Origin of the sequence: Chitinophaga terrae (ex Kim and Jung 2007) (assembly GCF_900107795.1) — a bacterium.
GTDB lineage: Bacteria > Bacteroidota > Bacteroidia > Chitinophagales > Chitinophagaceae > Chitinophaga > Chitinophaga terrae.
The window spans coordinates 142,381-158,313 of sequence record NZ_FNRL01000005.1 but is presented as its reverse complement, the minus strand read 5'-3'; the positions used below and the strand labels follow the sequence as shown (position 1 = coordinate 158,313).

10 protein-coding genes and 2 tRNA genes are annotated in these 15,933 nt (G+C 45.7%); 10 read left to right on the top strand and 2 right to left on the bottom strand.

Features of this window, described 5'->3' with window-relative positions; all coding sequences use genetic code 11:
* Positions 1-66: 66 nt before the first annotated feature.
* The 9 genes from rpoC (at position 67) to BLV62_RS07125 (ending at position 13,774) form a co-directional block, all read left to right on the top strand.
* Positions 67-4,362, top strand: a complete 4,296-nt coding sequence (gene rpoC / locus BLV62_RS07165) for a DNA-directed RNA polymerase subunit beta' (protein ID WP_089760138.1) — start codon at positions 67-69, stop codon at positions 4,360-4,362.
* Positions 4,363-4,650: 288 nt separating this feature from the next.
* A complete protein-coding gene (locus BLV62_RS07160) occupies positions 4,651-5,340 on the top strand; it encodes a DUF4397 domain-containing protein (protein WP_089760136.1) in 690 nt (229 codons plus the stop codon).
* 91 nt (positions 5,341-5,431) lie between these two features.
* Positions 5,432-6,463 (top strand): glycerophosphodiester phosphodiesterase, encoded by a 1,032-nt coding sequence (locus BLV62_RS07155; protein WP_089760134.1) that lies wholly within the window; start codon positions 5,432-5,434, stop codon positions 6,461-6,463.
* Between the two features lie 115 nt (positions 6,464-6,578).
* Positions 6,579-7,196 carry an OmpH/Skp family outer membrane protein gene (locus BLV62_RS07150; RefSeq protein ID WP_089760132.1) on the top strand — a complete coding sequence of 206 codons (618 nt, stop codon included), beginning with the start codon at positions 6,579-6,581 and terminating at the stop codon, positions 7,194-7,196.
* A gap of 81 nt (positions 7,197-7,277) precedes the next feature.
* A complete protein-coding gene (locus BLV62_RS07145; RefSeq protein WP_089760130.1) occupies positions 7,278-8,714 on the top strand; it encodes an APC family permease in 1,437 nt (478 codons plus the stop codon).
* 603 nt (positions 8,715-9,317) lie between these two features.
* The gene (locus BLV62_RS07140) at positions 9,318-9,923 is read left to right on the top strand and encodes a DUF4254 domain-containing protein (RefSeq protein ID WP_089760128.1); all 606 of its coding nucleotides are present in this window, start codon (positions 9,318-9,320) and stop codon (positions 9,921-9,923) included.
* A 12-nt stretch (positions 9,924-9,935) separates the two neighbouring features.
* Positions 9,936-10,976, top strand: coding sequence for a glycosyltransferase family 9 protein (locus BLV62_RS07135; RefSeq protein ID WP_211117725.1), 1,041 nt, complete (start codon positions 9,936-9,938; stop codon positions 10,974-10,976).
* 94 nt (positions 10,977-11,070) lie between these two features.
* Positions 11,071-11,141, top strand: a tRNA-Gln gene (locus tag BLV62_RS07130).
* 257 nt (positions 11,142-11,398) lie between these two features.
* Positions 11,399-13,774 carry an ABC transporter permease gene (locus BLV62_RS07125; RefSeq protein ID WP_089760124.1) on the top strand — a complete coding sequence of 792 codons (2,376 nt, stop codon included), beginning with the start codon at positions 11,399-11,401 and terminating at the stop codon, positions 13,772-13,774.
* 35 nt (positions 13,775-13,809) lie between these two features.
* On the opposite strand, the gene BLV62_RS07120 is transcribed toward BLV62_RS07125, so the two are convergent.
* On the bottom strand, positions 13,810-15,267 hold the full coding sequence (locus BLV62_RS07120) for an aminoacyl-histidine dipeptidase (protein ID WP_089760123.1): 1,458 nt from the start codon (positions 15,265-15,267) through the stop codon (positions 13,810-13,812).
* A gap of 142 nt (positions 15,268-15,409) precedes the next feature.
* On the opposite strand from BLV62_RS07120, the gene BLV62_RS07115 reads away from it, so the two are divergent.
* Positions 15,410-15,480: transfer RNA gene (locus tag BLV62_RS07115), tRNA-Gln, on the top strand.
* A 48-nt stretch (positions 15,481-15,528) separates the two neighbouring features.
* Here BLV62_RS07115 and BLV62_RS07110 read toward each other — a convergent pair.
* A complete protein-coding gene (locus BLV62_RS07110; RefSeq protein ID WP_258522414.1) occupies positions 15,529-15,849 on the bottom strand; it encodes a DUF5615 family PIN-like protein in 321 nt (106 codons plus the stop codon).
* Positions 15,850-15,933: the final 84 nt, after the last annotated feature.

Genomic DNA, 15,933 nt, shown 5'->3' with positions numbered 1-15,933 from the left:
ATTTTCAGTAAACGAATTTTGCCACTAGCTAACAACTAACGGCTAACCGCTTAAAGCTAATTACAGATGGCTATCAAAAAAGAAAATCGTCCTAAATCAAATTTTAACAGCATTACCATTAGTCTGGCTTCTCCCGATACTATTCTGGAGCGTTCATACGGTGAGGTGCTGAAACCTGAAACTATCAACTACCGTACTTATAAACCGGAACGTGATGGTTTGTTCTGCGAAAGGATCTTCGGTCCTGTAAAGGATTATGAGTGCTATTGCGGTAAATACAAACGTATCCGTTATAAAGGCATAGTGTGCGACCGCTGCGGTGTTGAAGTAACAGAAAAGAAAGTACGCCGTGAAAGAATGGGACACATTCGTTTAGTGGTTCCTGTTGTTCACATCTGGTACTTTAAATCACTCCCTAATAAAATTGGTTACCTGCTTGGCATGTCTTCCAAGAAATTGGAAACAATCATCTACTATGAAAGATATGTAATAATCCAGCCAGGTATGAAACAGGAAAAAGGTCTGAACTACGGTGACTTGCTCACTGAAGAAGAATACCTGGATATCCTGGATACTTTACCAAAAGACAATCAACTGTTACCGGATGAAGATCCTAACAAGTTCATTGCCAGGATGGGTGCTGAAGCAGTTGAAATGATGCTGGCCCGTATTGACCTGGACAGCTTGTCTTATCAGCTGCGTAACCAGGCTGCTACCGAAACTTCTCAACAACGTAAAGCTGAGGCTTTAAAACGCCTGAGCGTTGTGGAAGCTTTCCGTGAAGCCAATAGCCGCGTAGAAAACCGTCCTGAATGGATGGTAATGCAATATATCCCTGTTGTTCCGCCTGAACTGCGTCCGTTAGTTCCGTTGGATGGTGGTCGTTTCGCGTCTTCCGACCTGAACGATCTTTACCGCAGGGTAATTATCCGTAACAACCGTCTGAAACGTCTGATTGAAATCAAGGCGCCTGAAGTGATCCTCCGTAACGAAAAACGTATGTTGCAGGAAGCGGTGGATTCCCTGTTCGACAACTCCCGTAAATCCAACGCGGTAAAAGCGGAAGGTGGTCGCGCCCTGAAATCTCTCTCCGATGTACTGAAAGGTAAACAAGGCCGTTTCCGTCAGAACCTCCTCGGTAAACGTGTTGACTACTCCGGTCGTTCCGTAATCGTAGTAGGTCCTGAACTGAAACTGCACGAATGTGGTTTGCCAAAAGATATGGCTGCAGAGCTGTTCAAACCATTTATCATTCGTAAACTGATCGAAAGAGGTATCGTTAAAACCGTGAAATCAGCTAAAAAGCTGGTAGACCGGAAAGAAGCGGTAGTTTGGGATATCCTTGAAAACGTGCTGAAAGGTCACCCGGTTCTCTTAAACCGTGCTCCGACCCTTCACCGTTTGTCTATCCAGGCTTTCCAGCCTAAACTGGTAGAAGGTAAAGCCATCCAGTTGCACCCGCTCGTATGTTCTGCGTTCAACGCCGACTTCGATGGTGACCAGATGGCGGTACACGTGCCATTGAGCAACGCTGCAATCCTGGAAGCCCAACTGTTAATGCTGTCTTCTCATAACATCCTGAACCCACAAAACGGTACACCTATTACCCTGCCATCTCAGGACATGGTACTCGGTCTGTATTATATCACCAAGGGTAAGAAAACCCAGGGCGATGTGGTGGTAAGAGGAGAAGGTAAAGCATTCTACTCTGCTGAAGAAGTGATCATTGCGTTGAATGAAGATCGTATCGATCTGCATGCTCACATCCGTGTAAAAACAAATGTGAGAAATGCGGCTGGTCAGCTGGAAAACAAACTGATAGAAACAACTGTAGGCCGCGTACTGTTCAACCAGTTCGTACCTAAGGAAGCCGGTTATGTGAACGCATTGCTGACTAAAAAGTCGCTGCGTGAGATCATCGGTGATATCATTAAATACACTGACATCCCTAAAACTGCGAAGTTCCTGGATGATATCAAACAATTAGGATTCCGTATGGCGTTCCGTGGTGGTCTGTCGTTCAACATCAACGACCTGATCATCCCAGAAGTTAAACAGGATATGATTGATTCAGCATCCAGCGAAGTAGAAGAAGTTTGGGATAACTATAACATGGGTCTGATCACCAACAACGAGCGTTACAACCAGATCATCGATATCTGGAGCCGTGTGGATACCAAGGTGACAGAAACCCTGATCCGCGAACTGGCAGCAGATAAACAAGGTTTCAACTCTGTTTATATGATGCTTGATTCCGGCGCCCGTGGTTCTAAACAACAGATCAAACAGCTGGCTGGTATCAGGGGTCTGATGGCTAAGCCTCGTAAGAGTGGTTCTACCGGTTCCGAGATCATCGAAAACCCGGTATTGTCCAACTTTAAAGATGGTCTGAACGTATTGGAATACTTCATTTCTACGCACGGTGCCCGTAAAGGTCTTGCGGATACTGCGTTGAAAACAGCGGATGCGGGTTACCTGACCCGTAGGCTGGTAGATGTGGCACAGGACGTGGTGATCAATGAAGAAGACTGCGGTACACTGCGTGGTATTGCAACTGCTGCATTGAAAGATAATGAAGAAGTAATTGAAACACTGTACGACAGAATCCTGGGACGTACTTCCCTGCACGATGTATTCGATCCGCAAACAGACGAATTACTGGTTGCTGCAGGCGAGGAAATCACAGAAGATATTGCTCACAGGATTGAAGCCAGCGCTATCGAAACTGTTGAGATCCGTTCTGTATTAACCTGCGAAAGCCGTAGAGGCGTGTGCGTGAAATGTTACGGTAAAAACCTCGCGAGCGGTTACACTGCTCAGAAAGGCGACGCTGTAGGTATCATCGCTGCACAGTCCATCGGTGAGCCTGGTACACAGTTGACATTACGTACCTTCCACGTGGGTGGTGTTGCCGGTTCTACTTCAGTTGAATCTGGCCTCTCCGCTAAATTCGATGGTACTGTTCAATTCGATGGCTTGCGTACTACAACCTACGAAAACAACGAAGGCGATAAAGTACAGGTGGTTATCGGACGTACCGGTGAATTGCGTATCATGGATGTGAAGAACGACCGCTTGCTGGTAACTAACAACATCCCTTACGGTTCTACATTACTGGTGAAAGATGGTCAGAAGGTTACCAAAGGCGAAATGCTTTGTACCTGGGATCCATTCAACGCCGTTATCGTATCAGAAATCCCGGGTTCTATCCGTTTCGACAACATCATTGAAGGTATTACCTTCCGTGAAGAGGCGGACGAACAAACCGGTCACCGTGAGAAAGTGGTAATTGAAACCAAAGACAAGAACAAGATCCCATCTATCTATGTAGATGGTAATAAAGAAGTGAAATCTTACAACTTACCGGTAGGTTCTCACATCGTTATCTCTGAAGGCGATAACGTAAGAGCCGGCCAGGTAATCGTTAAGATCCCTCGCGTAATCGGTAAACTCCGGGACATCACGGGTGGTTTGCCACGTGTAACCGAGCTGTTTGAAGCACGTAACCCAAGCAACCCTGCTATCGTTTCTGAAATCGACGGTGTGGTAGCATTTGGCAACATCAAACGTGGTAACCGTGAAATCATCATCGAAAGCCGTGAAGGTCAGGTGAAGAAATACCTGGTGCCATTGACCCGCCACATCCTGGTTCAGGACGGCGACTTCGTGAAAGCAGGTACAGCGCTGTCCGACGGTTCTATCACCCCTGCCGATATCCTCTCTATCAAAGGTCCGTTTGCCGTACAGGAATACCTGGTAAATGAGATCCAGGAGGTATACCGCTTACAGGGTGTGAAGATCAACGATAAACACATCGAAGTGATCGTTCGCCAGATGATGCGTAAAGTAAACATCGAAGATCCGGGAGATACCCGCTTCCTGGAAGGAGATACCGAAGACAGGTTCGACTTCTTCGAAGAGAACGATATGATCTTTGATAAGAAAGTAGTTACCGATGCAGGAGATTCTACTAACCTGAAAGCCGGTCAGATCGTGACCCTCCGCCAGGTACGTGAAGAAAACTCCCTGTTACGTCGTGCAGATAAAAAACTGGTAGAATACCGCGATGCACAACCGGCTACATCCAGCCCGCTGCTGCAAGGTATTACCAAAGCCTCTCTGGGTACCCGGAGCTGGATCTCTGCCGCTTCGTTCCAGGAAACTACTAAAGTACTGTCACAAGCCGCTATCAACGGTAAAACCGATGATATGATGGGACTGAAGGAGAACGTGATCACAGGTCACCTGATCCCTGCCGGTACTGGTTTACGTGAATTCGAAAACATGATCGTTGGTTCTAAAGAAGAATACGACATCCTGGCTTCCTCTAAGGAAGTATTCCAATTCGACGAAGAGGAGTAGTGGTTGCCCGCAAAGCAGTTTCCCGCAAAGCGGCATAAGAAGCAAAGAAGCAAAGGTTTAAAAGACCAGAGCGAATTATAACAGAGCAAAGGCTGTATGAAAGGATTTATTCTTTTATATAGCCTTTGCTCTTTTCTTTTCATTCCATATAAAATAAATATTCTTTGCCTCTCTGCTTCTTATGCCGCTTTGCGGGAAACTGCTTTGCGGGAAACTGCCGCTTTGTAGGAAATTTGCTCCTTCGCGCACAACTTGTTACATTTGAACCCGTAAAACATTTGGGGTTTCATGAAGTATCTGCTTATTTCGATAATCGCCGGGTTGATCTTCCTGGGCGCCTGCAAAAAGGATAGCGACAGCGCGGTGCCCGACACACATTCCAACTTTATGTTTGTGAATGCGGTGCCAGGAAACGATGCATTTACAGTAAGACTGGATACTATGGAAATCGGTACGCTGAAATACGGAGAAAATTCTGGATATAAGACCTACCGTGCGCAGAAGTATAACGTAACCATTACTTCCAGCCTGAATCCGAATGTGGTGCTCTACAACCAGGAGCTGTTCCTTAGAAATAACAGGTATTATTCCGCTTACCTGGGAGCCGATAGTACAAACAGGGGACTTTGGCTTTTCCTGCTGGAAGATGACCTGAGCCCAACCCCGGAAAAAGAAGCCCGGTTCAGGGTAATCGATTTCAGCCAGGGAGTAATGGATAACAGGGCAACTGCTGCGCTGGATGTAGTTTCAGATCCTATTCAACGCTTTTTCCGTGGATTGACGGCGCCTTCCTATACCGCCTATGCACGGGTATACGGCGACAGCGCCTATGTGTTAAGCCTCAAGCTGAGGGATTCTTCCAAAGTATTAAAAACAGTTCCTTTCCCGACAAAGTCAGGAAAAACCTATACGCTGATCACTACCGGTTATCCTACAGATCCCGCGAGGTTCAATACGATAACCATACAGCATAACTAACGTTTACCCACCCACTGATAGTAAAATATAATGCGGTTTTCCGGCTTCCACCCGGGAAATCCGTCCCTATTTGATCACTAAACGAAGTAACATGAACAATTGCAAAAAAATTTTCCTGGCAGCGGGTATTTCATTGGTAGGTTTAAATTCCACTCAGGCGCAAATGGCAGCATCTCCTTACCTTAACGACTATACGGTACCGCTGAATAAAAAGAGTGCGGTCATCAGCCCTGTGTACAACAGGAACGGGCAAATAGCCAAAGCCGTATTGCTGGAAGATCCGTCAGGATTGTTCACTATCAGCAAAGGAAACTTGAAGCTTAAGAAGAAGACGGAGATCCGGGAAGGCGGAACATTTGCGTACCCCGTGAAAGTACAGGTAGATGCTGACACGGTTTCCTGGTTGCTGGTAGCCGACCAGTTCATTAAAAACAAAGTGGTAGCTCACCGGGGCGCCTGGAAGAACCACGAAGGCAGCCAGAATAGCATCACCTCCCTGAAAGATGCTATACGGATAGGTTGCGAAGGATCGGAGTTTGATGTATGGCTGTCGTCCGACGGTCACCCGGTTATTTCGCACGACCCCAGCATAGGCGGAAAAAAAGTGGAAACTACCACGCTGGCTGAGTTGCAGGCGGTTCAGTTAAAGAACGGCGACAGGGTGCCTACCCTGGAAGAATATATCGCCACGGCAATGGAGCAGCCTAAAACCCGTTTGGTGCTGGAGTTGAAGCCTTCTGCAACCGGCAGGGGAGAGGAGCTGGCAACTAAATGTGTTCAAACGGTACAGGCAAAAAAAGCGCAGGCCTGGATGTTCTATATCAGCTTCGATTATAACATCTGCAAGAAAGTAAAAGAGCTGGACCCGGCAGCGAAGATCGCTTACCTGAACGGCGATAAAACGCCGGAGCAGTTGAAGGCCGACGGCATCTGGGGGCTTGATTACAACCAGAATGAATTCACTAAAAAGCCGGAACTGATCAAAGATGCGAAGAAGAGCGGGATCACCGTGAACGTCTGGACAGTGAATACCGCCTCGCTGATGGACGACTTCCTGAAGCAGGGTGCAGACTATATCACTACAGACGAACCTGAGATCTTACTGGAAAAAGTGAAAAAATAGATCGTTAAATCCTAGCTAAAATAATGGCCTCAATATTTGGAAATCCACTAAAAACCTTATTTTAGCCGTTCCATTTAATTTAATGTACTAAAAGAAAGCAAATCCATCTAATAACATGCGCACTCGTAAACAATTAGTGACAACAGGATTTTTAGCGGTATTAGCAGCCGGGTTAGTGATGTCCTGCCAGAACAAGACAGGAGGTAATAATAACGCTACAGCTCCTACTTCTAATGCAACCAACAATACTACGTCTGCCCAGGGCGGTTTTAAAATTGCCTACGTTGATCTGGATTCGCTGGAAGCGCATTTTGAGTATTTTAAAGAGAAAAGAGGTATCCTGGAGCAAAAGCAGGTGCAGATGGATAACCAATTGAAAGGTAAGGCCCGCGCCTTGCAAAGTGAGTATGAAGATCTGCAACGCAGGGCCAGTACCCTGACCCAGGAGCAGGGAGAAGCAGCTCAACGCAGCCTGATGACGAAGCAGCAGCAATTGGAGCAGGAGGCGCAGAGCCTTCGTGCAGCCTATGCAGAGCAGGAAACTAAATTTAACGAAGAATTGCAGAAGAAGCTGGACGATTTCCTGAAAGCTTTCAACCACGATAAGCGTTTTGCGTATATCTTCTCTTACCGTACTGCTGCCAGCAATATCCTGTATAAGGATGAAGCGTATGATATTACTGCTGAAGTAATTAAGGGAATGAATGACAATGGTGCGGGTTCGGCTAAATAATAACCTGAAAAATCCAGCAAAAATTTTCTACCTTATAGTCCCGGTTCCTTTCTGAGCCGGGATTTTTTTTAAAACCACCATATGGAAATCAACCAATCGTCTAATTCGTTTAAACCTACACTTGGTTTGCTGGATGCTACCATGATCGTTTCCGGATCTATGATAGGTTCCGGTATTTTTATCGTTACAGCAGAAATTGCCCAGAAAGTTGGCGGTGCAGGATGGATCACGTTGATGTGGGTGCTGGCCGGGGTAGTTACATTAATTGCCGCTTTGAGCTATGGAGAATTATCGGGGATGTATCCCAAAGCCGGCGGTCAATACGTTTACCTGCGGGAAGCTTACAATCCTTTTGTAGCCTTTTTATTCGGGTGGACACAGTTCGGCGTTATCCAGACGGGAACAATTGCGGCAGTGGCAGTGGCATTTGCAAAGTTCACAGCTTATCTTATTCCTTCATTCAGTGAAAACAATATTTTATTCCAGGCAGGAACAGTCTTTAAGATATCGGCTGCCCAGATAGTGGCTATCATTTCCATCATCGTTCTTACACTTATTAACACGCGGGGAGTGCATCGCGGGAAGATCATACAAACAGTTTTCACCCTGGCCAAACTGCTTTCGTTATTCGGGCTGATCATCTTTGGTTTCCTGTTAGGCGCCAAACATGAAATATGGGCTGCCAACTGGCAGGACCCATGGGTAGCCAGCGCTTTAAACAAGGATACCGGAGACGTGATCACCAGCGGGTTAACGGGATTGGCGCTGATGGGGGCTATTGCGGTAGCAATGAAAGGATCATTGTTCAGCAGCGACGCGTGGAATAATGTGACGTTTATTGCCGGCGAAATCAAGAACCCTGCAAAGAACATTGGCAGATCTTTGTTCCTGGGAACGCTGATCGTTACTATCATCTATGTTAGCTGCAATCTTATGTACCTTTCGGTACTGCCGATTAAGGAAATTGCATCGGCTCCCAATGAAAGGGTAGGCGTGGCGGCTGCCGCCAATATCTTTGGCCCTGCCGGCGCTATTATCATTGCCGTAATGATCATGATCTCAACATTTGGTTGCAATAACGGCTTGATCTTATCCGGTGCGCGCATTTACTATACTATGGCGCAGGACGGATTATTCTTTAAAGGCGCCGGCAAGTTGAACGCTTACAGCGTACCGGAAAAAGGGTTGTGGATACAATGCCTCTGGGCTTCGCTGCTTTGTCTTTCCGGCAGGTATGGAGATCTGTTGGCATTAGTAATATTTGGCGTGTTGATATTTTATGTGCTAACAATCGCAGGCGTATTTATTTTAAGGAAGAAAAAACCGGAAGTGGAAAGGCCATATAAAGCATTCGGATACCCTGTATTGCCTATGCTGTATATCATTGTAGCCCTGGCCCTTGCCTTCCTGTTGCTGATTTTTGAAAGCAAGTATACAGTGCCGGGATTAGGTATAATTTTATTGGGAGTGCCGCTTTATTACCTGGCGATGTCGACCACCGGTAAGGCTAAAAAATAGGCCCACTGGACAAGATGACGGCATAATTCCCACAAACGTTGTATTAAAAATGATGCTCACTGCTAAGTATATTGCAGTGGGCATTTTTAATTTGCATTAAGACGCTGAACGAAGAAAAGTGTCCAGATTTTTAAACCCTGATTTAGAAAACCCGGTATTGAATTATTAAAAGGTATTGTCAACGTTAGCTAAGGAAGCCCGTGATCCGGCGTGGCAAGAGGCCATAGGTAATGAATAATAAACGTCTGTGATTGGCCCTGTAATTTGTGACCTTGGATTTGTTAACGATACAGCTTAATTATCAAGGAACCCTCAACACTATAGCCATTTAGAGAGACTGATGATTATTCTGCAAAAAAGACACGACAATCAAAACTTCAAACCAAAACGACAATCAAAACATTAAAATATTATTTACCAACAATTGGTGTTAAAATGACATCTTTTTAGGGGTAAAAGGACTTAGGTGGTATTACCTTGACGGAATTTCGACCAAGATAACCATTAAAAGCCTTCACGATTTGCATTCTCGAACATTCACATGACAATCTTTTACAATAAGCGTATGGTTTCTACCATACGCTTTTTTATTACTTTTGCGGCATGTTTACACAATTGTGCAATAAGATATTCAACGAAAGCATAGCCGATTATCATCAGTATGATGATGTGAACAGGCTTATCTCCAATCCCTATGAAAAAAGCAGCATAGAACACCTGCTATACCTGAAAAACTGGATAGATACCGTCCAATGGCACCTGGAAGATATTATCCGGAATCCGCAGATCGACCCGGTAGAAGCCCTGGGGATCAAAAGATGGATCGACCGTTCCAACCAGGAGCGTACCGATGTGGTAGAGTATATAGATAGTTATTTCCTGGAAAAGTACAAGACTGTGGTACCGGCGGCAAATGCCAGTATCAATACCGAAAGTCCCGCCTGGGCAATAGACCGTTTATCCATCCTGGCATTGAAGATCTATCACATGCAGGAAGAGGTGAACAGGACAGACGCCAGCGAAGAGCACCGCCAGGCCTGCCAGCGTAAACTGAACGTATTGCAGGAGCAACAGCGCGACCTCAGCGCCGCTATCGAAGAATTATTGTCGGATATTGCTGCAGGAAAGAAGTTCATGAAGGTTTACAAACAGATGAAAATGTACAACGATCCTTCCCTCAACCCTGTTCTTTATAAAAACGAGCAATAAAAATTCTTATTCTTGGCTCATACCAACACTATACTAGTCACACGTTTATCGGCAATGGGAGATGTTGCCATGACCATTCCCGTTATGAAACAGGTATTGGCCGACAACCCCGGGCTGCAGATCATATTTGTGACGAACAAGAACTGGGGCGCATTATGTGCCGGTATTCCCGGCCTTACCTTCCATCCTGCCGATGTAAAAGGGATTCATAAAGGCGTACCGGGTTTATACAGGTTATTCAGGGAGCTGAAAAAAGCCTACAGCATTACAGCCGTTGCAGACCTACATAACGTACTCCGTTCAAAGATCTTAAGAACCTTTTTCAGGTTAACAGGTACTCCTGTTGCGTTTATTGATAAAGGGAGAGCGGAGAAAAAGGCCCTCACACGAAAGGAGGATAAGATACTGCGCCAGCTGACCACCACAATTGAACGCTACGCGACCGTGTTCCGCCAGTTGGGACTGCGTTGCGAAATGGGCAATAAACCGGTATTTGAGCCCCGTAAATTGCCTGAAACGGCCCAGCAGGTACTTGGGTCCCGGAATGGCAAAAAATGGATAGGATTGGCTCCTTTTGCTACTTACCAGGAGAAAATGTACCCGTTGGACAAAACGGAGCAGGTATTGGGCATGCTGGTTCAAGACCCGGGGGTAGAAGTTTTACTGATGGGAGGAGGAAAGACGGAGGTGGAGCAATTGACAGCAATGGCAGCAAAATTCCCCGGCGCCAAGGTAATAGCCGGTCGTTTTTCCCTGCCTGAAGAACTGTCCATCATCAGCCAGCTCGATGTAATGATCAGCATGGATTCGGCCAATATGCACCTGGCATCGTTGTTCGGGGTGCCTGTGGTATCTGTATGGGGCGCTACGCATCCTTACGCAGGTTTTATGGGCTATGGACAGGGGGAGGAACTGGCTGTCCAGGTAACAGACCTCGGATGCAGGCCATGTTCGGTATTTGGAAATAAGCCCTGTTTCAGGGGCGATCATGCCTGTATGCAATGGATACAACCAGCGCAGATAACAGCAAAAGTAAAAGAAGTGATCTCTTAAATCCTTTATGGGAGAAGGATTACAGGGAATGCACAAAAAAAGTTGCAAAGTTTTTTTGTAGAATTGAAAAAAAATATACTTTTGCGATCCAATTTGCCCAATAGTATAATGGTAGTACGACAGATTTTGGTTCTGTTTGTCTAGGTTCGAATCCTGGTTGGGCAACAAGCCGAAGGCCTTGTAATAAAGGACTTCGGCTTTTTTGTTTTCTTACAATAGATAGTAAAATCTCACTCATACCGTTAGTCAATATCCCCAAAATATCGCTTGCCAGGGAACATATATCAGGAGCAGGCTTTTCATATGTTCGGTTTCAATGGAGAACTGTCCGGTTTTGAACGCTGCCGGAATTATAGTATATTGATAATCAATACCTCTTATCTCTGGTATCCATTTGGTTTTCAAAGAGAAAAAGTTTTTACATGCTTAGAAGCTATATCAGATCAGCATGGCGCAGCTGCCGCTCCAACCCGGGGTATACATCCCTCAATGTTATCGGGCTGGCAATTGGCATGACCGTTTCCCTGGTAATAGGATTGTGGGCTTATTACCAGTATTCTTACGATAAATTTATTCCAAACTACCAGCATATTTCCCAGTTAAAGATCAACTTCTTCAGCAATGGAGGAAAATTGGACAACATGGCTTATGTATCCATTCCCCTTGCAGAAGCCATGAAGAAAGATATTCCGGGTGTTGAAAAAGTGGCGTTAGCAGACCCGTTTTCACCCAGGGGATTGAGTGTGGGAGATAAGAAGATGATCATGACCGGAGCTGCAACAGAACCGGCTTTTTTAGATATTTTCAAATACCCGGTGATCAGCGGAGGTAAAGGAATGCTGGATGATCCCAACAGTATTGTGTTAACTGAGTCGGCAGCCAAAGCGCTTTTCGGGAATGAAGACCCGATCAATAAAACGGTAAAGCTGGAAAATGAACTGGAACTGAGGGTGACAGGTGTGCTGGCCGATATTCCCGGCAATTCATCAATACAATTTCAATTCCTCTTTCCTTTCAGGGCCTGGGAGTTACATAATGAATGGATTCAGAAAGCAAGGAGTGCCTGGAGCAACAACTCCTTCTTCTGTTTTATGCAGTTAACGCCGGGCGCCGATTTCAAAGCAATAACAGGCAAGGCTGACGCAATACTTAAAACAGCGATGGGCGACGGACACCTGATGACGATGATACACCCGCTTTCGCAATGGCATCTTTACGACCGCATAACTAACGGCAAAGTAGACGGTGGATTTATTTCCTATGTAAGGATGTTCATGGTGATAGGATTGTTGATATTGATCATTGCCTGTATCAATTTCGTGAACCTTTCTACTGCGCAGGCAGATAAACGGGCGAAGGAAGTAGGAGTACGCAAAGCCATCGGGTCTTCGAGACGGGAGCTGATCCTGCAATTCCTTGTTCAATCTTGCTTCCTGGTAGTACTGGCTACGGCGCTCAGTTTGATCCTGCTTGTTATTACGCTTCCTTATTTCAACGCATTGGCGGGAAGCACTATCGCTATCCCATATACGAAACCTGCTGCCTGGGTTGTATTGATTGGCTTTATACTCCTGGTTACCTTGCTCGCCGGAAGCAGACCGGCATTCCTGTTATCAGGTTTCAAACCCATAATCGTATTAAAAGGATTCAAACAGAGAACAGGATCAGGAACGCTGATGAAAGTAATGGTTGTATCGCAGTTTGCAGCGTCGATTGCCTTGATCATTGCTACTGTTATCATCTACCAGCAGATCCAGTATGGGAAATCAAGACCAACAGGATATAATATTTCAGGATTGGTAATGACAGATATGACGCCGGACCTGGCCAGGAATTTCAAGGCATTGAAGAATGACCTGCTGGCGTCGGGGGCTGTTACTTCGGTAACGGCAGCTACCAGCCCGGTAACAAACATCTGGTCGCATAGCACGATCAACGACTGGCCGGGAAAAACAGAGGTAGGCGGCAATTCTTATATCAACGCTGCGCGGATTGCAGCCCGTGACGACGATTATTTCACTACTACCGGTATGCAGATACTGGAAGGAAGGAACTTCAATAAAACAGTGGACGCTGATTCCGGTGTGATCATCCTGAATGAGGCGGCGGTAAAACAAATGGGATTGAAAAATCCTGTTGGCCAGACAATCACCTGGGCTGGCGATAACAGGGGAGTAGTGGTTGGAGTGGTAAAGGACGCATTGATGATATCGCCTTTCACGCCGGCAGAACCAACTATTTTTCATCACAGCGAAAAAAATGGCAGCATTATCTACAGGTTGAGCAGCAATATGCCTTCCCAGGCGGCATTGGATAAGATCGGGAGGATCTTTTCTTTGTATAATCCTTCTTATCCTTACCAGTATGCATTTGCAGATGCTGACTACGAGAAAAAGTTCAGGATGGAAGTATTAACCGGCAAACTGGCAGGTTTATTTGCAGGACTGGCTATTTTGGTAAGCTGCCTTGGATTGCTTGGATTGGCGGCATACACGGCAGCTAACAGGACTAAGGAAATTGCAGTGCGAAGGGTAATGGGCGCAAGTACAACACATTTATGGTTATTGTTAACAAAGCAGTTTGTATTGCTGGTGTTATTGGGCGGCGCAGTAGCTATTCCGATGGCCTGGCTGGGGTTGAACTCCTGGCTGGAGAAATATGATTACCGGATAGGTTTAAGCCCGATAGTTTTTATAGGAGCAATTGTTTTATCGTTGTTCTTAACATTGCTTACAGTAAGCTACCAGGCGCTAAAAGCCGCATCAATAAATCCCGTCGACAGTCTGAAATCTGAATAAAGAAACCCCGGGATTGTTGCCCCGGGGTTTTTTATTTATCCTTTTGCCGGAATTTCTTTCAAAGTATTAGTAAGCAGTTGGTAGAAGCGGCTAACTGTTGATATCTGTACTCTTTCTTTTGGCGAATGAGCGTCCAGGATGGTGGGGCCAAAGGAGATCATATCCAACCCTGGCAGGTGCGCTCCCAGGATGCCGCATTCCAGCCCTGCATGAACAGCGCCTATTTCCGGTTCTTTGCCATATTGTTCTTTGAACAGCCGGGTCATTACTTCCAGGATGGTTGAATTAACATTTGGTTTCCAACCCGGGTAGCCGCCAGCCTGGTTAACGGTGCAGCCTATGCTTTCAAGGCTGGCCCTTACTGCAAAGGCAACATCTTCTTTAGTGCTTTCTACACTGCTGCGTTGCAGCGACTGGGTTATGAAACTGCCATCCTTCACTAATACCCTGGCAAGGTTGGTAGAGGCTTCTACCAGTCCTTCAATTTCAGGGCTCATCCGGTAAACGCCGTCGGGCATCGCATACAGGGCCCTGGTTAATTGTTTGAAATAACCTGGTTCCATCATGATGCCCGGGTTTTCTGCTTTACTCAATTTAACTGCGAGTTCGGTTTCGATATGCTGATATTCTTCTTTCAGCGTTTTTTCGAACTGGCTGATGAAATCAAGGAATTCACTCTCTTCTGATTTAGATATTAACACATGGGCTGTTGACTCACGGGGAATAGCATTCCGCAGGCTGCCTCCATCGAGGCTTACCAGTTGTATATCAAGCATGGTTTGAGCCTTGTATAAAAGGCGGTTCATTAATTTATTTGCATTGGCCCTGCCTTTATGAATATCCATACCTGAGTGGCCGCCTGATAGCCCTGTTATTTTAAGAATGTAGGAAAGAAATCCATCGCCCGCCGCCACTTCCTTATACGCGCCTTCGCTGTTGGTATCCAGTCCGCCGGCGCAACCAATGGTAAAAGCGTCTTCTTCTTCCGTGTCGAGGTTCAGCAAAATGTCGCCGCTAAGCATACTGGCGTCCAGTTGCGAAGCTCCCGTCATACCCGTTTCTTCATCGATAGTGAATAGCGCTTCAATGGCCGGGTGAGTAAGGGTATTGTCGGCCAGTACCGACATGATAGCGGCAACGCCAATACCATTGTCGGCTCCCAGGGTTGTGCCGTTTGCTTTTACCCAATCGCCTTCGATGATCATCTCGATCCCCTGCGTATCGAAATCGAAAATTGTATCATTATTTTTCTGGTGAACCATGTCGAGATGTGATTGGAGGATCACTGTAGGCCTGTTTTCCATGCCTTTGGAAGCGGGCTTTTTTATCACAACATTCCCTACAGCATCGCGTTGCGTAGGCAGCTTCAGTTGTTTGCCGAATTGCAGGATAAATTCAATTGCTGCAGCTTCCTTTTTAGAAGCCCTGGGGATCGCGTTTAGCCTGGCGAAATAATCCCATAGAGAGTGGGGCTGGAGATCTTTCCATTCCATTGTTGTAACGTTTTGTTGAAATCAGGCTCAATTTAAATGAATGGTGGATAAATTCCGGGATTATATATTAAAAGCCGGAGTGAAATTTTTCAAAAAACTTGTTTTAATGAGAAAATATCCTACTTTTGCGACCCATCGCAATTGCCCGATAGTATAATGGTAGTACGACAGACTCTGACTCTGTTTGTCTTGGTTCGAATCCAGGTCGGGCAACGAAAGCCGGATAAGCATTATGTTTGTCCGGCTTTGTTTTTGGATGAATTATTTATTGCCTTTCCTGATCTTTACATAGTCCTTATACACAACTGTAAATGCTCCTGGAAGTTCATTCGTATGTTGGGTGACTAGAATTAAACACAGGTCAGCTTTTTGATAAGGAGTTAATCCCTCTGATCTTAATAAGATTACACCTTCATGAGCTTTTCCCAGGCGATAAACCAAATCGCCAAAATCTTTGTCCTGGGTGATTAACAAAGAACCATTTTCGTGGGCTATTTCCAATACCAGTTCATCACTAATTCCATGCGATTGTTCTGCAATAGAAAAGATTTCAAATCCAACTTCTCTCAACTTTTGTACAATGGGGCATCGGCGCTTCCGTCAGCTACAAACCTCATAATTGTGTTAATAAATTTTTATAAAAAGTGAGTGGTCATATGGTTTTAC

Coding starts and splice junctions, on each gene's coding strand:
- rpoC (WP_089760138.1), top strand. CDS start 67: ATGGCTATCAAAAAAGAAAATCGTCCTAAATCAAATTTTAACAGCATT.
- BLV62_RS07160 (WP_089760136.1), top strand. CDS start 4,651: ATGAAGTATCTGCTTATTTCGATAATCGCCGGGTTGATCTTCCTGGGC.
- BLV62_RS07155 (WP_089760134.1), top strand. CDS start 5,432: ATGAACAATTGCAAAAAAATTTTCCTGGCAGCGGGTATTTCATTGGTA.
- BLV62_RS07150 (WP_089760132.1), top strand. CDS start 6,579: ATGCGCACTCGTAAACAATTAGTGACAACAGGATTTTTAGCGGTATTA.
- BLV62_RS07145 (WP_089760130.1), top strand. CDS start 7,278: ATGGAAATCAACCAATCGTCTAATTCGTTTAAACCTACACTTGGTTTG.
- BLV62_RS07140 (WP_089760128.1), top strand. CDS start 9,318: ATGTTTACACAATTGTGCAATAAGATATTCAACGAAAGCATAGCCGAT.
- BLV62_RS07125 (WP_089760124.1), top strand. CDS start 11,399: ATGCTTAGAAGCTATATCAGATCAGCATGGCGCAGCTGCCGCTCCAAC.
- BLV62_RS07120 (WP_089760123.1), bottom strand. CDS start 15,267: ATGGAATGGAAAGATCTCCAGCCCCACTCTCTATGGGATTATTTCGCC.